Annotated in this window: 16 protein-coding genes; 4 read left to right on the top strand and 12 right to left on the bottom strand. The window is 69.0% G+C overall.

Annotated features, from left to right (window positions below):
* Positions 1 to 324: 324 nt before the first annotated feature.
* The 11 genes from FNF32_RS02595 to FNF32_RS02545 all read right to left on the bottom strand — a co-directional run bounded on the left by FNF32_RS02595 (position 325) and on the right by FNF32_RS02545 (position 14,411).
* A complete protein-coding gene (locus FNF32_RS02595; RefSeq protein ID WP_131674750.1) occupies positions 325 to 1,401 on the bottom strand; it encodes an NAD/NADP octopine/nopaline dehydrogenase family protein in 1,077 nt (358 codons plus the stop codon).
* The gene (locus tag FNF32_RS02590; RefSeq protein ID WP_131674749.1) at positions 1,401 to 2,000 is read right to left on the bottom strand and encodes a peroxidase-related enzyme; all 600 of its coding nucleotides are present in this window, start codon (positions 1,998 to 2,000) and stop codon (positions 1,401 to 1,403) included. Before FNF32_RS02590 ends, FNF32_RS02595 begins: the two co-directional genes overlap by 1 nt.
* A gap of 1 nt (position 2,001) precedes the next feature.
* Positions 2,002 to 2,511 (bottom strand): CMD domain protein, encoded by a 510-nt coding sequence (locus FNF32_RS02585; RefSeq protein WP_131674748.1) that lies wholly within the window; start codon positions 2,509 to 2,511, stop codon positions 2,002 to 2,004.
* A complete protein-coding gene (locus tag FNF32_RS02580) occupies positions 2,508 to 4,022 on the bottom strand; it encodes an NAD(P)-binding domain-containing protein (protein ID WP_131674747.1) in 1,515 nt (504 codons plus the stop codon). The genes FNF32_RS02585 and FNF32_RS02580 overlap by 4 nt, the downstream gene beginning before the upstream one ends.
* An 18-nt stretch (positions 4,023 to 4,040) precedes the next feature.
* Positions 4,041 to 5,159, bottom strand: a complete 1,119-nt coding sequence (locus FNF32_RS02575; RefSeq protein WP_246087633.1) for an ABC transporter ATP-binding protein — start codon at positions 5,157 to 5,159, stop codon at positions 4,041 to 4,043.
* A gap of 10 nt (positions 5,160 to 5,169) precedes the next feature.
* Complete coding sequence (locus FNF32_RS02570) at positions 5,170 to 5,961, bottom strand: ABC transporter permease (protein ID WP_131674746.1); 792 nt, start codon at positions 5,959 to 5,961, stop codon at positions 5,170 to 5,172.
* 7 nt (positions 5,962 to 5,968) lie between these two features.
* Positions 5,969 to 6,955 carry an ABC transporter permease gene (locus FNF32_RS02565; RefSeq protein ID WP_131674745.1) on the bottom strand — a complete coding sequence of 329 codons (987 nt, stop codon included), beginning with the start codon at positions 6,953 to 6,955 and terminating at the stop codon, positions 5,969 to 5,971.
* Positions 6,955 to 8,052, bottom strand: coding sequence for an extracellular solute-binding protein (locus tag FNF32_RS02560; protein WP_131674744.1), 1,098 nt, complete (start codon positions 8,050 to 8,052; stop codon positions 6,955 to 6,957). The genes FNF32_RS02565 and FNF32_RS02560 overlap by 1 nt, the downstream gene beginning before the upstream one ends.
* Before the next feature lie 357 nt (positions 8,053 to 8,409).
* On the bottom strand, positions 8,410 to 9,717 hold the full coding sequence (locus FNF32_RS02555; protein WP_221930640.1) for a cation:proton antiporter: 1,308 nt from the start codon (positions 9,715 to 9,717) through the stop codon (positions 8,410 to 8,412).
* 222 nt (positions 9,718 to 9,939) lie between these two features.
* Positions 9,940 to 11,271, bottom strand: coding sequence for an Nramp family divalent metal transporter (locus tag FNF32_RS02550; RefSeq protein WP_131674743.1), 1,332 nt, complete (start codon positions 11,269 to 11,271; stop codon positions 9,940 to 9,942).
* 272 nt (positions 11,272 to 11,543) lie between these two features.
* Positions 11,544 to 14,411, bottom strand: a complete 2,868-nt coding sequence (locus tag FNF32_RS02545) for a calcium-binding protein (protein ID WP_131674742.1) — start codon at positions 14,409 to 14,411, stop codon at positions 11,544 to 11,546.
* Between the two features lie 362 nt (positions 14,412 to 14,773).
* Between FNF32_RS02545 and FNF32_RS02540 the strand changes: the two genes are divergently transcribed.
* Genes FNF32_RS02540 through FNF32_RS02525 form a run of 4 tightly spaced genes read left to right on the top strand, consistent with a single transcriptional unit; the run spans position 14,774 to position 19,366 of the window.
* The gene (locus FNF32_RS02540; RefSeq protein ID WP_221930639.1) at positions 14,774 to 16,225 is read left to right on the top strand and encodes a lipopolysaccharide biosynthesis protein; all 1,452 of its coding nucleotides are present in this window, start codon (positions 14,774 to 14,776) and stop codon (positions 16,223 to 16,225) included.
* Positions 16,226 to 17,296, top strand: a complete 1,071-nt coding sequence (locus FNF32_RS02535) for a polysaccharide pyruvyl transferase family protein (protein WP_131674740.1) — start codon at positions 16,226 to 16,228, stop codon at positions 17,294 to 17,296.
* An 11-nt stretch (positions 17,297 to 17,307) separates the two neighbouring features.
* The gene (locus tag FNF32_RS02530; protein WP_131674739.1) at positions 17,308 to 18,324 is read left to right on the top strand and encodes a glycosyltransferase; all 1,017 of its coding nucleotides are present in this window, start codon (positions 17,308 to 17,310) and stop codon (positions 18,322 to 18,324) included.
* Positions 18,325 to 18,358: 34 nt separating this feature from the next.
* Positions 18,359 to 19,366 carry a glycosyltransferase family 2 protein gene (locus FNF32_RS02525; protein WP_143796459.1) on the top strand — a complete coding sequence of 336 codons (1,008 nt, stop codon included), beginning with the start codon at positions 18,359 to 18,361 and terminating at the stop codon, positions 19,364 to 19,366.
* A gap of 39 nt (positions 19,367 to 19,405) precedes the next feature.
* Here the strand turns inward: FNF32_RS02525 and FNF32_RS02520 are convergent, their stop codons facing one another.
* Positions 19,406 to 21,133, bottom strand: coding sequence for a bifunctional AfsR/SARP family transcriptional regulator/alpha/beta hydrolase (locus FNF32_RS02520; RefSeq protein ID WP_143796458.1), 1,728 nt, complete (start codon positions 21,131 to 21,133; stop codon positions 19,406 to 19,408).
* Between the last annotated feature and the right edge of the window lie 26 nt (positions 21,134 to 21,159).

Here is a 21,159-nt window from a genome sequence, read left to right as displayed (position 1 = left end):
CTCCGCCCCATGCCCACCCGCGGAGAATGGACCGATCAGATCAGCAGCGGCAGGAGGAGAGCGCCGTGGCGCTTACCATGGACCGCAGGGCAGGGGCGGCGCGTCGAGCGGAAGCGGCGTTCGGGACACGAGGACACGCACGATCGGGATCGCAGCAGCGAGCGGTGTAGGGCGGATCGCATGCCCTGAAAACATCCTCGATGGCTGCTTCAACTGCCCGGTAGATCGAGGCGCAGTCCTCGCCATCGTCTCCCCCGGTTCCACCCCGCCTGCAACTCCACCGGCCGCGGCGACCCCTGACCCGAGACCGCCGCCTGCCGCAGATCACCCCCCGAACCCCCGCCGGCAAAGCCGCTCCAGCGAGCCCACGTCCAGATCCTCCAGCCCCAAGGGCCCGAGCAGGTCGTTGTCACCCGCCAGATCGCGCCCCACTGCCCCCGAAAACAACGCGATTCCGGCCTCGTGCAACCGCGCAGGTACCCCCGCGATCCGGCCCAGCAGCGCCGTCGAGACAAGACCGAACGGCACGTCCTCGAAAATGTAGCGGCTGTCCATCGTCGCAGGACCCGTCCCCGTGTCGCCACGCCGGAACATCTGCTGGTTCATCTCGTGAACGCTCCCCTCAGGAACGTGAAACGACAACGAAAAATGCTGGAAAACCGTCCGCACCTGCAGGCCGAAGCGGTCCGCGATGGCGATCCGCTCGGCGTCCAGCGCCTCGATCAGCCGGCCTACGGCGGGGGTCACGTATTCGCTTTGCCGCCACGTCTCGCCGGTTTCCATCCGGGTCAGGTTGAACATGGCGATGGCCAGGTGGTTCTGCGGGTTCAGGTTCGACAGCGCGATGGCCAGCAACCCGTCGCGGGGCACGAAGCGGTCGCCGAAGAGCGTGCGGCACAGGTCCACCGCATCGTCGATGGCAGTTTCCGGGACCGTGGCAATATCGACCTTGGACCGGACGGTGCTGACATCGACCAGCGTCTCGCTTTTCTGCCGACCCGCGACCAGCGTCGTGCCCCAGACCGCGATCGGCACCCGCACCCCGCGCTCGGCCAGCAGGCGCGACAGGTAGAGCGCCCCGAACGAGCTGTGGGAGCTGATGATGACCGTCTGCCCTTCGGTCAGGTGCGGGGCGACGGCGTCCATCGCCATCCGGTGCGCGTTCACCGGCATGGCGATCAGGACGGCGGTCGCGCCCGCGACCGCATCGGCCGCGTCCTTTGCCACCGCGACCGGGCCGGTGAACTCGACCTGGCCGACGGCGGTCAGGTCGGCGCCGCCCGCAAGCGCGGCGGTCCGCCGGCCCGAGGGCGACCACAGCACGGGCTCGTGCCCGGCCGCACCCAGAAACGCGGCCATGCCAAAGGCGATCGACCCGGCTCCAAGTATTGCGACGCGCATCAGTCCGCTCCTTTCCTGTCAGGTTTCAGTGTCGGTTCGCCCAGCGTGTGCATCAGGCGGTTGGCCCAGCCGAAGACCGCGACCGCGTGGATCAGGTCCATGATCTCAAGATCGTCCAGGCCGATCTCGCGCAGGCGATGGAATTGCATGTGGCCGGGATTGCCGGGGTCCGACGTCAGGTCCACGCCAAAGTCGTAAAGCGCCTGGTCGGGTTCGGACAGGACGGCGGCGGTTTGCCGCGCGAAGATCTCGTCGATGGACGCGGGGCGCTTTTCCAGGTGCAGGTGCCGGTTCGCGTGGACGCCCGCGCAATAGATGCAGCGGTTGACGACCGATGCCGCCAGCGCCCCCATCTCGCGGCCGCCGCGCGACAGCCCGCCGGTCGAATACATGATGTCGTTGAAAAGCGGCGACCGCTCGGCCAGCATCGACGCCTCGTGCGCCAGCACCAGCACATAGGGCGAGACGCCGGTGTTCGAGGGCGTGACCTGCATCGCGTCCAGCTGTTCGGGCGTCGCGTGGTCAAGTTCAACCGGCGCGACGTAGGGCCTCCAGTCGAGCGGGGCGAGCGTGAAGTCGTGGACGACGTCGGCGGTCATGTCAGAAATCCCTCAGCATCGACAGGCCGGCCACTACGAGGATCTGGTAGTTGACGAAGGCGATCAGCCCGGCAAGCGTCACCACGTCGCGGTCGTCAAGACCCGCGCCCGTAAGCGCCGCGATGTCGTCGCGGGTCGCTTGCGCGGGCTGCCGCGTGACCAGGTCCACGTGGCGAAGGATTGCGCGCAGGCGCGGGTCCTGCGGGGCGGGGGACGCAGGGTCCGCCAGGGCCAGCGTTGCTGCGTCCGCGTCCAGATCGCGGGCAAGGGCGGTGTAGTGCCGGGCAAGCTCGGCCCGTTTCCACGACCGCGCCATGCGCGCCGCCAGCGCCGCCCGCAGCGGCAAGGGGAAGTTGCGCGGGTCGGCGGGCATCAGCGCGGCGCGGTAGCTCGTCTGGCTGTAATGGCGCAGCTTGTCGCGTTCACGCCGCAGCCGGTCCAGCGGCGAGCCGGGCGCGATGCCGAGGACCGCGTCGATCACGTCGGGTTCGGGCGGTGCGGTGTCGTTCATGCCGTTCTCGCCCCGGCCGCCGCGTCCGGCGCCGCGTCCGCGTCTCGCCACTCGGTGCCGTCGAGTTCGGGCTGGGCATAGTCCTGCAGCGCCTGCCAGTGGGTGGCAAGGTCGCGGGCGAACAGTTGCGCCGCGATCCCTTCGGCCAGCCACCCGGCGCCCTCGCTGATCGCCGGGATGTCGCCCGACACCTTGCCCACGCTGATCGCGGCGCCGTAGTTGAAGCAGTGGATGTCGCCCAGGAACGGCGCCGTGCCAGGGGTCTTTTCGGTAAAGCCGAAGTCGCGCGCGAGCCACGGAAAGCGGCCGAGGGCGGGGTTCGCCTCGTCCGGGGGCGGGGTGTAGCGGTCTTCCCAGCAGGCGATGCGGTCGGCGAAGCCCGCGAGTTCCGGCCGCGTCATCGGGTCGATATCGAAGCCGGTCCCCAGGATGACGAAATCGGTCTGGAATCTGCGCCCGTTCAGGGTCGTGACCTGCACGCCCTGCGGCGTTTCCTCGATCCGGTCGATGCCCGCGTTGAAATGGAAATGGGCGTTCGCGTGCCGGCTGACCCGCAGGGTCGAGCCGTGGGGCGCGGGCGTCTGCTGGCGCGCGGCATAGTCCATGATCCGCCAGCGCCATTCCGGCGGCAGGACGGGATAGGCGGCGGTGACGCCAAAGGACCCGATCCCCATCAGCTTGTTGACGGTGGGCATGGTCGGGCGGCGCGCGAGCAGCCGCACCTCGGCCGCCCCTGCCTCGAGCGCCTCGGCGGCGTTGTCGACGGCCGACGCGCCGACCCCGATGACGACGACCCGCTTGCCCCTGAGCGCCGCGAAGTCCACCACGTCAGAGGAATGGGCCCACAGCCGGTGCCGCTCAATCCCGTCCATGAAGCCGGGGATGGTCGGCCCGCCCAGCCCGTCGCGCCCGGTGGCGAGGACGATCTTGCGCGAAAGCCGCGCCGTCTGCCCGTCGATCGACAGCGAGAACAGCCCGTCCGGCCGCGGATCGACGTGCAGCACCCGCACCCCGTTCTCAACCGGGATCTGCAGGACATCGCGGTACCAGCGCAGGTAGTCCATCCACATCGGCCGGGGAATCCGGTACAGATCGTCCCACGCCGCCGCCCCGAACCGGGCGCGGTACCACGCCTGGAACGTCAGCGACGGCACCCCGAAGGCGGGTCCCAGCAGCTGCTTGGGCGAGCGCAGCGTTTCCATCCGCGCAAAGGTCAGCCACGGCCCTTCCTGCCCTTGCGGGGCGGCGTCGAGGATCTGGATGTTGGCGACCCCGGCCCGGCGCAGGGCGAACCACGCCACCAGGCCGCACATTCCGCCGCCGATGATGGTGACGTCCGCGACCTCCACGCCCCCAACCGGCGCGTGAGGCGGGACCCAGTTCGCGGGCGGATAGTTCAGGAACGAAAGATCCTGCCGCACGCGGGCGTCCAGGTCGTCAGGCGAACCTGCGGGCCAAGCTGCGGGCGGGCCTGCGGACAGGTCTTCGGGCGTTTCCGGCACCGATCGCATCCGGTTTCCTCGCGGTCGTCAGTCGTTCAGGATGGTGGCGTTTTCCGGGTTCCAGGACAGCCACACGTCATCGCCCGACAGCGCATCCAGCGCGGCCGGCCCCACCGAGGCCGTGACCTCGGCCCCGTCGGCCGCCCCGTCCGCCGCCCCGCCCGCCGCCCTGATCGTCAGCGCGGTCAGGTTGCCGCGGAAGATGCGGCGAACGATGCGGCCCTGCGCAGCGGCGCGCTGCGCCGGGCGCTCGCTTTGCACCACGATCGATTCCGGCCGCACCACGACGGTGCGCTGTCCGCCCGCCGCCAGCCCCTCGTCGCCCTGCGCCCCGAACCGCTGCCCCGCCCATTCGACCGCCCAGCCGTCGCCCTCGCGCCCCAGCACCCGCGCGTCCAGAAAGTTCGCCTCGCCGATGAAGCTTGCCACGAAGCGACTGCGCGGGCGGCGATACAGCGTTTCGGGATCGCCCATCTGTTCGATCCGGCCCGAGTTCATGACGACCACCTGGTCCGACATGGTCAGCGCCTCTTCCTGGTCGTGGGTCACGAACAGGAAGGTCTTGCCGGTCTGGGACTGGATCGACTTCAGCTCGATCTGCATCTGATGGCGCAGCTTGGCGTCCAGCGCCGACAGGGGTTCGTCCAGCAGCAGCACCTGCGGGTCGGGGGCCAGCGCGCGCATCAGCGCGATGCGCTGGCGCTGCCCGCCCGACAGCTCGCCCGGCTGGCGGTCGCCAAACTCCTCCAGGTGGACCAGCGCCAGCAGGTCGCGCACCCGGCGCGCGATCGCGTCGCGGGGGACGGCCCGCATCTCCAGCCCGAAGGCGATGTTGCGCGCCGCGCTCAGATGGGGGAACAGCGCGTAATCCTGGAACACGATGTTCACGTTGCGCCGGTTCGGCGGCACGTCGGTCACGTCGCGCCCGTCCAGGATGATGCGGCCCGACGTCGGCTCCTCGAACCCGCCCAGCATCCGCAGCGTCGTGGACTTGCCGCAGCCCGACGGCCCCAGCAGGGTCACGAACTGCCCCCGGCCGATATCCAGGTTCAGGTCGTGGACGGCGACCGAGCGCCCGTAGGCCTTGCGGACGTTGACGAAGCTGACGACGGAATCGGCCGCCGTGGCCGGGGACTTCACGTTCACGCGGGTTCCTTCACGTTCTGCCGCGGCGGGTCAGCCGCTCGGCATAAAGACCGATCAGCACGGTGGCGATCAGGACGAGGGTCGCCATGGCGTTGATTTCGGGCGACATGCCGCCCTGCACCTTGGCGAAGATGAGCATCGGCAACGTCGCCTGATAGCCGCCCAGGAAGAAGGTGCGGACGAAGTCGTCGATCGAGGTCAGGACGCAGAAGATCATGCCGCCCGCCAGCGCCGGCCCCAGGAAGGGCAGCGTCACCCGCATGAAGGCAGTCAGGTTGTCGGCGCCCAGGTCCTGCGCGGCCTCGCCCAGCGACTTAGGCATCGTCCGCAGGCGGGTCAGCACCATGATGACCACGAATGGGACGGCATGGACGGTGTGGCCCAGGATGATCGCGCCGGTCCCGGTGGGAATGTCGAGCGTGCGGATGAAGATCCGCATCGAGATCGCGTTGATGAGGCCCGGCACGACGGCGGGCAGCACCGCCAGCGCGAAGATCACGCTGCGCGCCCGCGCGCCGCCGCTTTCGATCAGCAGCGCGATCCACATCCCAATGATCGTCGCGCCGATGGTCGTCGCGGTGGCGATCAGCGCCGAATACCCGACGGCCGACAGAAAGGCGGTGTCGCGCAGGACCTTGCCGTACCACTCGGTCGTCCAGCCGGTGATCGGAAAGGCGATGAAGTCGCCCCCCTTGAAGCTCATCAGCATCATCAGCAGCAGCGGCACCATCAGGTAGATGGCGAACAGCCAGTAGACGACCGACAGGGCCGAGCCGGGGGCAAGTTTCGTCAGGCGGGTCATGGCATCCCTACATCAGCCGGGCGGAGCGGCCGCCGACCGCGCGCATGAACAGGCCCACCGTCGACAGCGCGACCACCAGCATGATGATCGAAAAGGCGGCGCCCGCCGGCCACTTGTCGTTCGAGGAATGGAACAGCTGGGCGATCACCTCGGGGAAGATCGTCGTGGTGGGCCCGCCCAGCAGCAGCGGCGCCGCGAACACGCCGACCGTGGTCAGGAACACCAGGCTGCACCCCGACACGATCCCGTCTTGCGACAGCGGCAGGATGACGCGCCGGAACCGCGTGGCGGGGCTCGCGCCCAGGTCGGACGCGGCATCGACCAGGTTCTGTGGGATCTTTTCCAGCGAGGAATACAGCGGCAGCAGCATGTACAGCGCCACGAGGTAGATCACCCCGAAGCTCAGCGAGAAGAAGGTGTAGAGCATCGGGATCGGCCGCTCGATCAGGCCAAGCTCGCGCAGCGAGAAGTTGATCGCGCCCCGGTTCGCCAGCAGCATGATGACCGAAAAGGTGCGGATCAGCTCGCCCGCCCAGAACGGCGTCAGCAGCAGAAGAAGCGCGCGCGTCCGCCGTTCGGGCCGCACGACCCGGGCGATGTAGTAGGCGACCGGGAACACGACGATCAGCGTGACGACCGTGACCACAGCGGCAAAGACGAGGGTCCGCAGGAACGGCATCCAGTACAGCCGTTCCTGAAAGAACATCGCATAGTTGGCCCAGGTCCAGGCCGGCGTGCCGCCTTCGGCCAGGGGGTAGTTGCGGATGACGCTGATGCGCGCCATCTCGGCGATCGGGCCGATCGAGAACAGCGCGATCCACACCACCGGCACCAGCCACAGCAGCGCCTTGCGGGTCTGCGGGTTCTCGACCAGCCGCCCCAGCGTGGCGCGATAGGCGGGCGACGCGCCCAGCCTGCCGATCCAGCTGCCGAAGCGGCGGTCGTGGCCCGCCGTCGCGGCGGTCACGCCCGTCTCGGTCCGTCCTGCGGTCATCAGGCGGCCTTGATCGCCGAAACGGCGGCGTCGATCATGCTGTTCTTCATGTCGCGGTTGATGGCCGAGAAGAACTGGATCCGCTCCAGCTGCTCGGGCGGCACGGTCAGCGCCGCGCGTTCGCGGTCGTTCAGCACCTGGTCGACGCCCGCCATGGTCGATGAAAAGCCCGACGCGCGGGTCATCGCCGCCCCGACCTCGGGGTCGGCCATGATCGCGTCCAGAAGCGCATAGGCCGCGTCGGCGTTGGGCGCGTTGTTCACCACGTTGAAGGAGTAGATGAACCCGTAGGTCCCTTCCTTGGGGATCGAGATCTCGACCGGGTGGCCGTCCATGATGAGCTTGGCGACCGGGCCCGACCAGCACTGCGCGACATAGGCATCCTCGTTGATCAGCATCTGCTGAACCTCGGACCCCGCGTCGTAGTATTTGCGGACCATGTTCTTGTGCTCGATCAGGAACGCCTGCGCCTTGTCGATCGCGACCTTGGCGACATCGGGCTTGCCGTCGTAGGTCACGAAGTCGCCGTCATCGCCCAGATATTTCATCACGATGGTGACCATGTCCGACAGGATATAGGTCGTCAGCCCCTTGTATTCGGGATCGAACATCATGCCCCAGCTGTCGCTGGGCTTGGTGTAGTCGGTGTTGCGGGCCATCGCCTCGAACCCGGCCAGCAGGGGCACGCCATAGACGCTGCCGTCGGCGGTGATCTGCGGCGCGCCCGCATAGGGCGCGGCGAGGTTGCCCCAGTTCTTCAGCCGCGCGGTGTCGAGCGGCGCCAGCAGGTTGCCGGCGATGAACTGCGACAGGCGGTGCCCGGTCACGGTGACGAGGTCGGTGGACGGCGCCGCGCCCTCGGCGGTCAGCAGGTTGTACTGCTTGCCCTGGTCGTCGGTCAGCCGGACGTTGACCGCGATCCCGGTGTCCTTCTGGAACTTCTCCACGAACTCCGGCGGCAGGAAGCCGTCATAGGTCGTGATGTTGACCGTCTTGGACTGCGCCATCGCGGGCCGCACGACCCACGGCGCCGCAACGGATGCCGTTCCGGCAGCCAGAAGGCCGAGTACTGTCCGGCGGGAGGTGACGATGCCCATGATCGGGTTCCTTCGATGGTTGGCCAGCGCGGGCAAGCACGCCCGCACACGCGACGTAGCGTCACGGTTCAGGCACGATGGAATAATATGACAGGGGTGACAAGGTACTTTTCGGACAGGTTGTTGCCGTATCGCGCAAGATTTGTTCACGATTTTGCCGTGCCGGTGACTTTTAAGGACGAGATGTCTTTTTCTGGCGGCTGGCCGCGAATCGCATTCCGATGCGCTGCATCGTCTTGGAACATGCATCTGGCGCGCCTGCATCGGCGCGGGCGGGCGGCATCCCGCTGACCGGGAAATCGCGGGTCGCGGCGCGCGCTGGCCGCCCTGACAGCCGCCCTGACCGCCGCTTTGCCCTTACCCGCCGCCCGGTCCCTGCAACCCCGGCGGCGGCACCGCGTCCGCGTCGGGATCGCGGCCCTGCTTGCGGTCGAGCAGCCGCATGACGGGCGTGACCGTCAGCCCGTGCAGAAGGATCGAGATCAGGATCACCAGACCCGCGATGGCCCACAGCCGCTCGCCACCCGCGATTTCGGCGTGGTTCAGGCCGTAGGCGAGGTAATAGATCGACCCCACGCCCCGGATCCCGAAGAAGGCGATCGTCAGCTTTTCGCCCATCTCCGCCTTGTGGCCGGCCAGGCCGATCAGCCCGGTCACCGGCCGGATCACCAGCAGGATGACCAGCGCCGCCGCGACGTCGGTCCAGACCAGTCCGCGCAGCAGCCCGTCGGCCAGCGCCGCCCCGAACAGCAAGAGCAGCGCCATCATCGCCAGCCGCTCGATCTGTTCGGTCGTGTCGTGCATCTGGCGGTTGAAGTCGTGGGTCCGGTGCGCGGCGCGAAAGGTCAGCGCGGTCACGAACACCGACAGGAACCCGTAGGAATGGATGATCTCGGTCAGCCCGTAGGACACGAAGGTGGCGGACAGCGCGATCAGCCCGTCGCCGGTCCGCGCCAGCTTCGTTTCGGCGCTGACGCGGAAGGCGAGCCAGCCGAAGGCGCGTCCGATCAGGTAGCCGCCCGCGACGCCCGCGCCGATTTCCCACAGCACGTTGTAGGTCAGCCATTCGACCGCCCACGGCTTCCCGGTCGCGCCTGCGGCCGTCAGCGTGATCGCGAGGTGGACGAACGGAAAGGCCGCGCCGTCGTTCACGCCCGCCTCCGATGTCAGGCCGAACCGCACCTCGTCCTCCTCGCCCGTCTTGGGCGGGCCGACCTGCACGTCCGACGCGAGAACCGGATCGGTCGGGGCAAGCGAGGCCGCCAGCAGCAGCGCCACCGGCGAGGACAGCCCGAGCCAGGTCCCGCCGAGCAGCGTGATCGCCGCGATGCTGAGCGGCAGGGTCACGAGGATCAGCCGCCACGTCACCGCCCATCGCCACAAGCCGAAGATCCGGTCCAGCTTCAGCCCGGCGCCCATCAGGGCGATGATGACGACGAACTCGGCGAAACGCTCGGTCAGCTCGGGGTAGGCCAGCGGCGAGGCATGCAGGTCGCGCAGCGGCCCTGGCACCGCCGACAGCACCGCGCCCGCGGCGATGCAGACGATGGGCAGCGACAGCGGCAGGCGTTTGAGCGCCAGCGGCAGCCACGCGACCAGCGCGATCAGGAACCCCGCGCCGGTCAGGACGAGGATGTAGGGGTCGGGGTGGATCGGCGGGATCACGGGATGGACGCCGTGGATGCCGGGCGCACTTCTATGCCGCGCCTGCCGCCCCCGGGGCGTTCCCTGTCGTATGTCTGGGCCAGCCGCCTTCTCCCTGACTTCTCCCGTGACGGGGGATCGTCCGCGCGAATCCCGTGCGTGCCCAACACCGGGCGCGTGCCCGTGTTCCGTGCCGGGCGTCAGGTTGCGGAAGATTAAACCCCGAAGCTTAGACCCCGAAGATCACGCCCCGAAGATGACCGTCCGCAGCAGGTTGGCGTTCAGCCCGATGATCGTCAGCGCAACGATCGCGCAGGCCAGCGTCAGCCAGCGCGGCGACACCAGGTCGCCCATCTTGGTGCGGCTGGCGGTGAACATCACCAGCGGCACGATCGCGAACGGCAGCTGGAAGCTGAGGACGACTTGGCTCAGGATCAGCAGCCGGCCGGTTTCCTCGGCCCCCCAGATGAGGATCACGGCCAGCGCCGGAATGATCGCGATGACGCGGGTTATCAGCCGCCGCGCGACCGGGCTGATGCGCCAGCGGATGAACCCCTCCATCACGATCTGGCCCGACATGGTCGCGGTGATCGTGGCGTTCAGCCCGCAGCACAGCAGCGCCAGCCCGAACAGCGTCGGCGCGATGGACCCGCCCAGAAGCGGCGTCAGCAGCGCGTGCGCCTGGTCGATCTCGACGATCTCGGTGTTGCCGGTGCTGTGGAACGTGGCCGCGGCAAGGATCAGGATCGAGGCGTTGACGCACAGCGCGAACATCAGCGCGATGGTGGAATCCCACGTCGCCATCGACAGCGCCGCCCGCTTCTCGGCCGGGTCCTGGCCATAGGCTCGGGTCTGGACGATGCCCGAATGCAGGTACAGGTTGTGCGGCATCACGGTCGCGCCGATGATCCCCAGCGCGATATACAGCATCTCGGGGTTGGTCGCGATCTCGACCGAGGGGGCGAAGCCGCGGATGACGGCGCCCCAGTCGGGGTCGGCCATCGCGATCTGGACCGCAAAGCACGCGGCGATCAGGCCCAGCATGGCGATCACGAACGCCTCGATCCAGCGGAAGCCGCGGTTCTGCAGCCACAGGATCAGAAATGCGTCGGCCGCCGTGATGAAGATCCCGATCTCGAGCGGGATCCCGAACAGCAGGTTCAGGCCGATCGAGGTGCCGATCACCTCGGCCAGGTCGGTGGCGATGATCGCCGCCTCGGCCAGCAGCCACAGCGGATAGGACACCCAGCGCGGGAACGCGTCGCGGCAGGCCTGCGCGAGGTCGCGCCCCGACGCGATCGCCAGCCGGGCGCACAGCGATTGCAGCAGCATCGCCATGATGTTCGACAGCAGCGCCACGAACAGCAGCGTATAGCCGAACTTCGCCCCGCCGGCGAGCGAGGTCGCCCAGTTGCCCGGGTCCATGTAGCCGACCGCGACAAGGTAGCCCGGCCCGATGAAGGCGAGGAAACGCCGGAACCGCGACGCGCCCATCGGGATGGCGACGGACCGGAACACCTCGGACAGCGAGGGTTCGTGCTGCGCTGTGCGCCAGCCGGCGGAGGTGTGGTTCATCGTCGGGGGCGCCCCTCATTGGTCCTGGTCGTCGGTTCGGTCGGTGTCGCCCGGCCGGGTGACGCGCGCCGAGTCATCGATGTTCGGGACGCATGCGGCCGGGCAGGTTCCGGTCAGGATGGCAGGCGGCCGCGGGAAAGGCTAGGCCGAGCTGACGGACAGCAGGGTGCGGGCGGACCCGTCCTGTCCACCTGACGTCACGGTTTTGGCCGCGCGCCGGTTGCGAGGCAGCCGCGCGTCACGCGGGCCGCGACGACCGCTCGCCCGCGCCGTCAGATGAAATCGCTGACCAGGTGGTCGCGGAACACGTACAGGTCGCCCGCGAACCGCATCACGGCGTCGTCGCCCTGCTGGGTGAACCCCTCGAACCCCCGCATCGCGCGGATGGCCGCGATGCCCGCCACGCCTTCAACGCTGATCTGGTCCACGCCGATCTCGAAATCCTCGAGATAGGCGATCGCCTGCGAACTGGCGCTGCAGTTGATGAACAGGAACTCGTCGGCGTCCGCCCCGCCGATCAGCGTCTTGATGCTGCCCGCGGCCATGTTCGACAGGAACGTGTCGGCGCCGTTCCCGCCCTCGGACCGGTCCTCGCTTGCGCCGCCTTCAAGGTAGTCGTCGCCGTCGCCGCCGATCAGCAGGTCGTTGTGCATATTGCCGTAAAGGGAATCGTCGCCGACGCCGCCCAGAAGCGTGTCGTTGCCGTCGCCGCCCAGCAGGCTGTCGTTGGCGTCCCCGCCATCCAGCAGGTCCAGCCCGGCCGACCCCAGCAGCTTGTCGTCGCCGCCGTCGCCGTAAAGCGTGTCGTTGTCGTTGCTGCCGTCCAGCGTGTCGTAGCCGTCGCCGCCGCTCAGCACGTCGTGGCCATAGGCGCCGTTGAGCGAGTCGTTGCCTTCGTCGCCGTTGAGCGAGTCGTTGCCGGCCGCGCCCAGCAGGCTGTCGTTGCCGGTCCCGCCGTTCACCAGGTCGTTGTCGCCGCCGCCGTCCAGGGTGTCGTTGCCGTCATCGCCGTTCAGCGTGTCGAAGCCCGCCGACCCCAGCAGCTTGTCGGCGCCTTCGCCGCCGTTCAGCAGGTCGGCGTCGCCGCCGCCATCCAGCGTGTCGCAGTCGGCATCCCCGTTCAGCGTGTCCAGCCCGGCCGCGCCATACAGCTTGTCGTTGCCCGCGCCGCCGCCGATCAGGTCGTTGCCGCCGTCGCCGTACAGCATGTCCTCGCCCAGGCCGCCGTCGAGCGTATCCAGCCCGTCCTGGCCATAGACGGTGTCGCGCCCCTCGTCGCCGATCAGCACGTCGTTGCCGGTGCGGCCGACAAGGGAATCGTCGCCCATGCTGCCGTCCAGCGTGTCGTTGGCGGTGCTGCCGTTGATGGTGTCGTTGCCGCCGCGCCCGTTCACCCACATGCCTTGCCAGGTAAAGGCGTCGCCGTCGGTGTCGACGTAGCCGACGGCGATGTCGTCGGCATCTTCGGTCCCGTGGCAGACGCCGTCTGCGCGGAGCTGGTTCATCAGGATCGCGCGCCCGCCCGCCACCGTCAGGATCAGGTCGTCGGCGCGTCCGTCGTTGTCGTAATCGGCCAGCGTGCCCGCGGCCATCATCTCGGCATAGGTCCATTCCCTGCCGTCGATGATGATACGGTCGCCCTGGTCGTGGCGAAAGTCGGCCAGCACGTCCTCGCCGCCGTCGGCGAGCACGAACAGATCGGCCCCGCGGCCGCCGGTCATCACGTCGTTGCCCGCGCCGCCCCGCAGCTCGTCGTCGCCGTCGCCGCCCATCAGGACGTCGTTGCCCGCGACGCCGTTCAGCGTGTCGTTGCCGCCCTGGCCGAACAGGTGGTCGCGCCCGGACGCGCCGGTGACGACGTCGTTGCCCGCGCCGCCGTAGAGCATGTTCATGCCGCGCTCGATCCCGGTGATCGTGTCGTCGCCGCCGAAGCCCGCGGCATAGCCGATCCCGTCGACCGCGACGCGGATCCCGTCCTCGCGGTACACGTCGCCGGCGATGAGCCGCGCGGTGATCGTCTCGTCGCCGAGGTGAAGCGGATCCTCCTCGTCCATGAGAAAGCCGTTCATGCCCTGCGCGAAGCTGTCGGCGTGCTGGAACAGCACCTTCTTGCCGTTGTTGATGGTGACGAAGGTCGATGCGCCCGCCTCGGCACCCGGGAACCAGCCCAGGCCGATGCCCGCATCCGCGAACACCTCGTAGGCGCGGACCATCCAGAACGCCATGCTGTTGTTCACGACGTTGTTGGCGTTGCGGCCTTCGGCGTTGGTTTCGGTCACGATCACGTCGTCGTCACCAAGGACGCCGAAGCGCTCGCGCAGGAACGTCTCCATCGCCTCGACGGTGTCGCTGCCGCCGGCGGCCCAGTTCGGGTAAAGATGGCTGGACCATACCAGAAGATCGCCCGCCGCGGCCCGGATCTGGTCCATGACGCTGGTGTCGCCCGCGCTGCTGATCGTGGTCGCGAGAATGTCGAATAGCGCCGAATAGGCCCATCCGCCTACCATGATCCGCGCGTCCGACCGCGCCTCGATCAGCTGCGCGAACTCGGCCATGTGGTCGCCGTACATCTGCACGAACTCGCCGCCGCCGCCCGCCAGCGTCTCGGCCCGTGAATAAGCGGCGGGTTCGTTCGCCGCCTCGAGCGCATAGACCGCCGCATTGACCGCGGGATGGGCGTCGAGCCAGTCGAGCATCGTCGTCCAGCCCTGGATCATGCGGTCGTGAACCTCGCCCGCCAGTGCGTCGCGCATCGTGGCGACATCGGGGTTGCCCGTCTCGCCCAGCCGCTGCATGTCGCCGTCGGCATAGACCAGCACCAGCTTGAAACCCTGCTTCGCGGCCTCGGCAAGAAAACGCTCATACACCGGGTCCAGCGTGCCGTCGGCGTTGAACGAAAAGGCGTTGAACGGGATCCGCAGCGTGTCGACCCCGGGAAGCGTCTGGCGCAGCAGCCTGGCATAGGCTTCGGGCTGGTTTTCCATCCCCATCGGGCGGGTCTGAAAGTCCGATTGCCACAGGTAGTATTTCTCGTCGGCCGCCACGGTCGCGGCGTAAGTGCCGTTCGCCTGGTCGATGGCGATCTGTTTTTCCGCCGTGACCTGCAGGTTGATCATGTTGATGTGGGAGGTGGCCGACATGTTGCCTCACTCTACTCTGGGTAGAGCAACAACTTACCTACTCGCCTTATGGTTGCGCGAGTTCCATCAATTTTCCCACGATTTTTTGAGTCTGGCGTGAGCGCCGATTTTCTTGTTTGCTTTCAGCCCCCTGCATAGCCGAATGGCTGCGGGCTCGGATGGGTTCCGTGGGCGCAGGGTCATCGGCGACTTTCCGCGCGCTCGACGGTGCCCCGCCCGCGTGTCGTCCCCATGCCGCAACCTTGGCGAAAGCGACCCCTGCCTGCCGGGCCCTGCCGTTCGGTTGACTCTCACCCCGAAATAACCCCAATGGCCGCACGAAGCCGCCGCGGTGGACGAGATCAATGGCCAACGCTGACGGCTTGAAGCGGAAGACGTTCGTGGCATCGCTGTGGTCGGTGTTGCGCTCGGTCTGGAGCGCGATCATCACCTTCGTCCTGTTCGCGGTCATGGCGCGGCTGCTTGCGCCCGCCGACTTCGGGGTCTTCGCGCTGGCCAGCATCGTGGTGGAAATCGCCCGGATCGTGGCGACGGCGGGGCTTGGCAGCGCGATCGTGCGCGAACCCGACCGCTCGGCGTCGTTCGACAATACCGTGTTCTGGTGCGTGCTGGGCCTGTCGCTGGCGGCGGCCGGGATCCTGGCGCTTGGCGCCCCGGCCTATGCCCGCCTGGTGAACGCGCCCGAGGCGGTGAACGTGATCCGCGCGCTGGCGGTCCTGCTGCCGCTGACGACGCTGACGACAGTGCCCTCGGCCCTGCTCACGCGCGATTTCCAGCAGCGCAGCCTGACCTTTCAAAGCATCGTGTCGGGGCTCGCGGGCGGCGTGGTGGCGGTGATCCTGGCGTTTCAGGGCTGGGGCGTGTGGGCGCTGGTCGGGCAGGCGTTCGTGGGCGGGATCGTGGGCCTGGGCATGATCTGGCGCATGAGCCCGTGGCGGCCCGCGCTGATGTTCGACCGCAGCCGGGTGCGCGGGCTCATCATCTTCAGCAGTTCCATGATGGCCACGCAGATCGTCTGGCTGCTGCTGGTGCGGGTGCAGGAAATCTTCATCTCGCGCTGGCACGGACCCGAGGCGGTGGGCCAGTACCGCATCGCCTGGCGCCTGATCGAGCTGATCTCGCAGTCGCTTCTGTCGCCCATCGGCAGCGTGGCGCTGGTCACGTTTTCCCACGTCCAGAACGACCCCGCGCGGTTCCGCGCGATCTATGCGCGGATGGTCGGGATCGCGGGGCTTGCCACCTTCCCGGCGCTTCTGGGGATTGGCGCGGTCGCGCCGCTGCTGCTGCCGCTGCTGTTCGGCGACAAGTGGGACGCGGCGATCCCGGTCGCGCAGGTGCTGGTGCTGATGAGCGTGCCGTTCGTGCTGAACTTCTTCTCCGGCCCCGCGCTCACCTCGGTCAACCGGCCGCAGGCGAACCTGTGGATCGCGGTCCTGCAACTGGCGCTGACGGTCGTCTTTACCTGGATCGCCATTCCCTACGGGCTGGTGGCGGTGGCCGCCGCCTATGTGGCGCGGGCGTGGATCACGATGATCCCGCAGCAGCTGGCGCTGCGCCGCCACGCGGGCATCCCCATGGCCTCGACCGCGCGGGTGGTGCTGCCGGCGCTGGCGGCGGCGGCGGCGATGGCGGTCGCGGTGCGCTTTGCGATGGACTTCCTCGTCCCGCGCCTTGGCGGCGGGTGGGAAACGGCGGTGGCAAGCGTTGTCTTTGGCCTGATACTGTTCCCTGCGATCATGTTCGCCATCGGCCACGATCCACGGCGCGAGATACGCGACCTGCTGACCTCGTTGCGCCAGCGAAAGGAAACCTGAGTGACCTCGACCCCACCCGCCGCGGCGACCTTGCCCGACCCGCAGTCCCAGACCGCAGCCGACGTGGTGTCCCGCTGCCAGGGCATGCTGGACACGGTGTTCCGGGACGAGATCGCGGCGCTCAAGGCGAACGGCTGCGCGCTGGTGGATTTTCCCGACCACGGCAATGTCGGCGACAGCGCGATCTGGTCGGGGCAGGTCGCGTGGCTGGACCGGCACGGGATCGGCCGCAGGCTGGCGGGCGACCTGAACATCGACCTGGCGCAGATACGCGCGCTTCCCGCCGAGGTGCCGGTGCTGCTGCACGGCGGCGGCAACTTCGGCGACCTGTGGCCGCGCCACCAGCTGTTCCGCGAACGGATCCTGACCGAGTTTCCCGACCGCCGTGTGATCCAGTTGCCGCAGTCGATCCACTACGACGACGCCGCCATGATCGCCCGCACGCGCGAGGCGATCGCCCGCCACCCCCGCTTCCTGCTGCTGGTGCGCGACCATCCGAGCCTCGATCTCGCGCGGCAGAACTTTGCCTGCGACGTGCGGCTGTGCCCCGACATGGCGTTCGCCATGGGGGCGCAGCCGCGTCCCGTCCGGCCCGACGCCGACGTGCTGATGCTGCTGCGGACCGATTCCGAACGGCAGGGCTATGCCGAGGCGGTGGACGTCCCCGAGGGCTGGGTGCAGGCCGACTGGCTTCAGGACGACCCCGACGTCTGGACCCGGGCGGCGGGCGACGCGCGCCGGCGCGCGATCCTGTCGTTCAACCCGGCGCGGATGGGCGGGGCGGCGCGCCACAGGGATTACCTGAACCAGCTGTCGGACCGGCGGGTGGACCGCGGCCTGCGGCTGCTGTCGCGCGCGCGCTATGTCATCACCGACCGGCTGCACGTCCACATCCTGTGCACGCTCATGAACATCCCGCATTGCGTGCTGGACAACCGCTACGGCAAGATCGCCCGGCTGTCGCAGGCGTTCGGGACCCGCTGGGCGGGCGTGTCGCAGGCCGCGACCCTGCCCGAGGCGGTCGCCACCGCCCGCGCCCGGCTCGCGCGCCGCGAACCGCAGACCGCCTGAGGGACGACACCATGCCGACCGACACCCCGCCAAGCGACACCCCGCCAAGCGACACCGCGCCGCCCTCGATCCAGACGCCCCGCCTTACCGTCATCATGTGCACGCGCAACCGGGCCGAGCAGTTGCGCCGGGTCCTCGAATCCGCCGCCGCCATGCAGGTCCCGCCCGGCACGACGTGGGAGTTCCTGCTGGTCGACAACGGCAGCACCGACCACACCGCCGAGGTGGTGCAGTCGTTCGACGGCCGCCTGCCGATCCGCCGCATCGTCGAGCCGACGCCCGGCCTCTCGAACGCGCGGAACGCGGGCGTCGCGGCGGCGCGCGGCGACTACATCCTGTGGACCGACGACGACGTGGTGATCGACCCGGGCTGGCTTGCCGCCTATGCCGACGCCTTTTCGGCCTATCCCGACGCCGTGGTCTTCGGCGGCGTCATCGAACCCGTTTACGAGGAGGAACCCCCCGCCTGGTTCCGCGAGAACGAGGATCTGCTGGCCACCATCGTCGCCAAGCGCGACCTTGGACCCGAGCGGCGGCTGATGGAAAACGTGCCGGGCACCATCCCCTACGGCGCGAATTACGCGCTGCGCGCAGCCGAACAGAAGCGACACCGCTATGACCCGGCGCTGGGCGTCAGCCCCACCCACAAGCGGCTGGGCGAGGAAACGATGGTCATCGACGCGATCCGCAAGGAAGGCGGCGCGGCCGTCTGGGTGCCCGCCGCCCGCGTCCGCCACCTGATTCCCGCCAAGCGCCTGACGATGGACTATGTCCGCGTCTACAGCGAATCCGCAGGCGAGACCTGGGCCTATCTCAGCGAGACGAGCGGCGCGGACGTGATGGGGCCGCCGGTCCCCCGGGGCGGGCGCCGGTTCCTGGGCGCGCCGGTCTGGACCATCCGCAAGATGGTCCAGGGCCAGCTGAAGCTGTGGACCCGGCGCGAGCCGATGCGCGACCACATCCGCCGCCAGCGCGAGGTCGCGCGCCTGCGCGGCGCCGTGCGCTACTGGGTGACGCACCGCAAGTGAACCGCCATCCCCTGCGACACGAGGACATGCGGGCATGAAGACCGCCGCCAGGATCGCCGTCATCATCCCCTTCTACCAAAGCGAGCCGGGCATCCTTGCCCGCGCGCTCGACAGCATCCGCGCGCAGGTCCTGCCGCCGGGGGTGCGGTTGCAGGTGATCGTCGTGGACGACGCCTCGCCGGTCCCGGCCATGGCCGAGATGGCGGGCTACGACGACGACGATCGCATCACCTGGCGCAGCATCCGGCAGGACAACGCCGGTCCCGGCGGGGCGCGGAACACCGGCCTTGGCTATGCGGCGGCGATCGGCAACGCGCGCTACGCGGCATTCCTCGATTCCGACGACGAATGGACGCCCGACCACCTTGCGAACGCGGTGGCGGCGCTGGATCAGGGCTACGACTTCTACTTTTCCGACCACCGGCGCGAGGGGCATTTCGACAGCTACTTCGCCATGATCGACCTGATGGGTCTGGTCACGCCCGCGCTGTGGGACAGGGGCGCCGTGCTGGACGACGCGACGCGCGGCTTTGCGCCCCACGCGCTCGACCCCGTGTTCCTGCGCGAATACCTGTCGCAGTCCTCGACCGTCGTCCTGCGGATGGCGTCGCAGGGGCACCAGCGGTTCGACCCCGAACTGCGCCACGCCAGCGAAGACCGGATGATGTGGATCCAGATCGCGCTGTCGGGCGCGCGCATCTGCGTCTCGACCCGGTCCGAGGTGGAATGCGGGCGCGGCGTGAACATGTTCTACGAAAGCCTGGAATGGGATTCGCCCGGCATCGTCACCCGGCTGGGCAGCCAGCTGCTGTTCGGCCAGAAGCTGGTGCGCCTGCCGAACGCCGATGCGGGCAGCGGGGCCCGCGCGGGCCTGCGCGAAAAGCGCGATCTTTATTCCTATCTGCTGGTCCGCAATCTGCTGAAGGGCAGGCCGACGGGCCTGCGATCCCTTCGCCCCCTGATGCGGCGCGATCCCCTGCTGCCGCTGCGGCTGCCGTTCCTGTTCGCGCGTTTCGCGCTGGCGAAGCGTCGCGGCGGCTGAGCGACCCGGCCCGCCCGGCCGCAGGGGCATGATCGGCCGCTACAGCCCCAGCTCGGCCAGGAACCGTTCGATCGCGTCCATGCAGGTGGTCCACGCGGGTTCATGCCCCAGGATGATGTGGCTGCGGCTTTCCAGCGGGACGAAGCGCGCGCCGGGGATCCCGATCGCAAGCTCGCGCCCCTGTTCCAGCGTGATCCGCTGGTCGTGGCGCGCGTGCAGGACAAGCGTCGGCGCCCGGACGCAGGCCAGCATGTGGCGCACGTCGATGTCGCCGAACGCGTCCTGGAACCGCACCGCGTTCTCGGGCGAGGTCGTCTGGCGCTGGAAGTCGTCGAACCACGCCAGTTCCTCGGGCGTCCCGTCGGGCATGAAGGTCTGGCTGAAGATGTGGCGATAGGCCGAATTGTTGGTGCCCCAGCCCAGCCGGGTCAGCGTCATCACCGCCTCGCGCCGTTCCTGTTCCTCGGCGGACGCGCCAATCCGCCAGCCCGCCGCGTAGCCGCCGATCAGGATCAGCGCCGACACCCGTTCGGGATGGCGCACCGCATAGGCGATGGACACCGCGCAGCCCTGCGACATGCCGAGCAGCGGAAACCGGGGCAGTTCCAGCGCGTCGGCCACCGTTTCCAGGTCGCGCACGAACGCCTCGAAGCTGATCTCGTCCACGTCCCAGTCCGACAGGCCGTTGCCGCGCTCGTCGTAGCGGACGAACCGGCGCGAGCGGGCGAGACGCTGGAAGGTCTGGCCCCAGATCACGCTGTGCCAGTCGAGTTCCAGATGGTTGAGCCAGTTGGCGGCCTTGACCAGCGGCGGCCCGTCGCCGACGCAGGCATAGGCGATCCGCACGTTGTCGTTGGACTGGCAGAAGCCGATGGTCTGGTGCCGCCGCATCCGTTCGAGTTCGGGGGCGGGATCGAGCGCGGGGAAAGCAACCGGGCGGGAAACGGCGTCGGTCGGAAGGTCGTGACCGGCCACGCCTGACCCGGCGGCGCCCTGCGTCCCCGAAACCCCGGCCGGCCCCGACACCCCGGCCGGCCCGCCGCCGATGTCCGGCACCTCGCGCAGGCCCGAGGCTCGCGCCAGATCGCGGTGCTGCCGGACGACCTCATCCGCGTCCTCGATCCGCCCCATCCGGCGCAGGCTGCGCGCCAGAAGGCCCGCCGCCTCGGCCGACAGGGGGTCGGCTGCGTGGCGGTCGCGCAGCCAGCGCAGCGCCTCGATGTCGCCCGCGGCCGAGCGCGAGGTGATGCGTTCGAGGACCCGCAGGCGCAGGCGGAACACCTCTTCCCGTTCGGCGACCAGCCACGCCTGGTAGATGTCGAGCTGCGGCATGTCCAACCCGTCGCAAAGCGGCTGCGCCAGCGCCTTCGCGGCGTCCTTCAGCCGGTCCACCGGCAGGTCGGATGCGTCGGGACGCAGCGCGTCGCGGATCGCCAGCAGGTCCACCTCGCCGGGGCCGAACGCCAGCGTCACCCGCTCGCGGTCGGCCGCCACCCGCGTCGTGTCGTCGTCGTCGAGCAGCGGGCGCATCTTGCTCAGCGCCCAGCGCAGCGACCCGCGGGGGTCGTCGGGCAGGTCCCAGAACAGTTCGCACAGCCGCTCGCGCCGGTGCGGTCGCGCCGTCAGCGCAAGATAGCCGATCAGCGCCCGGGTCTTTTTCGATCGCGGAAGCGCGAGCGGCCGCGCATCGCGCAGGACGCGCAGCTCGCCCAGCACCTCAAGGCGGAACGGCGTCGAAGCGGCGGCGACATGATGGCCGGCCTGCATGCGGACAGGTCCCCGAGAAACCACGG

This window comes from Paracoccus marinus, from assembly GCF_007018965.1.
In the GTDB taxonomy this organism is placed as follows: domain Bacteria; phylum Pseudomonadota; class Alphaproteobacteria; order Rhodobacterales; family Rhodobacteraceae; genus Paracoccus; species Paracoccus marinus.
The sequence above is the reverse complement of the archived record's forward strand: the minus strand, read 5'-3'. Positions and strand labels throughout refer to the sequence as shown.

What these genes read in the sequence shown, in the direction of transcription:
- FNF32_RS02595 (WP_131674750.1), bottom strand. Translation starts at nt 1,401, where the DNA reads ATGCGCGTCGCAATACTTGGAGCCGGGTCGATCGCCTTTGGCATGGCC.
- FNF32_RS02590 (WP_131674749.1), bottom strand. Translation starts at nt 2,000, where the DNA reads ATGACCGCCGACGTCGTCCACGACTTCACGCTCGCCCCGCTCGACTGG.
- FNF32_RS02585 (WP_131674748.1), bottom strand. Translation starts at nt 2,511, where the DNA reads ATGAACGACACCGCACCGCCCGAACCCGACGTGATCGACGCGGTCCTC.
- FNF32_RS02580 (WP_131674747.1), bottom strand. Translation starts at nt 4,022, where the DNA reads ATGCGATCGGTGCCGGAAACGCCCGAAGACCTGTCCGCAGGCCCGCCC.
- FNF32_RS02570 (WP_131674746.1), bottom strand. Translation starts at nt 5,961, where the DNA reads ATGACCCGCCTGACGAAACTTGCCCCCGGCTCGGCCCTGTCGGTCGTC.
- FNF32_RS02565 (WP_131674745.1), bottom strand. Translation starts at nt 6,955, where the DNA reads ATGACCGCAGGACGGACCGAGACGGGCGTGACCGCCGCGACGGCGGGC.
- FNF32_RS02560 (WP_131674744.1), bottom strand. Translation starts at nt 8,052, where the DNA reads ATGGGCATCGTCACCTCCCGCCGGACAGTACTCGGCCTTCTGGCTGCC.
- FNF32_RS02550 (WP_131674743.1), bottom strand. Translation starts at nt 11,271, where the DNA reads ATGAACCACACCTCCGCCGGCTGGCGCACAGCGCAGCACGAACCCTCG.
- FNF32_RS02545 (WP_131674742.1), bottom strand. Translation starts at nt 14,411, where the DNA reads ATGTCGGCCACCTCCCACATCAACATGATCAACCTGCAGGTCACGGCG.
- FNF32_RS02530 (WP_131674739.1), top strand. Translation starts at nt 17,308, where the DNA reads ATGCCGACCGACACCCCGCCAAGCGACACCCCGCCAAGCGACACCGCG.
- FNF32_RS02525 (WP_143796459.1), top strand. Translation starts at nt 18,359, where the DNA reads ATGAAGACCGCCGCCAGGATCGCCGTCATCATCCCCTTCTACCAAAGC.
- FNF32_RS02520 (WP_143796458.1), bottom strand. Translation starts at nt 21,133, where the DNA reads ATGCAGGCCGGCCATCATGTCGCCGCCGCTTCGACGCCGTTCCGCCTT.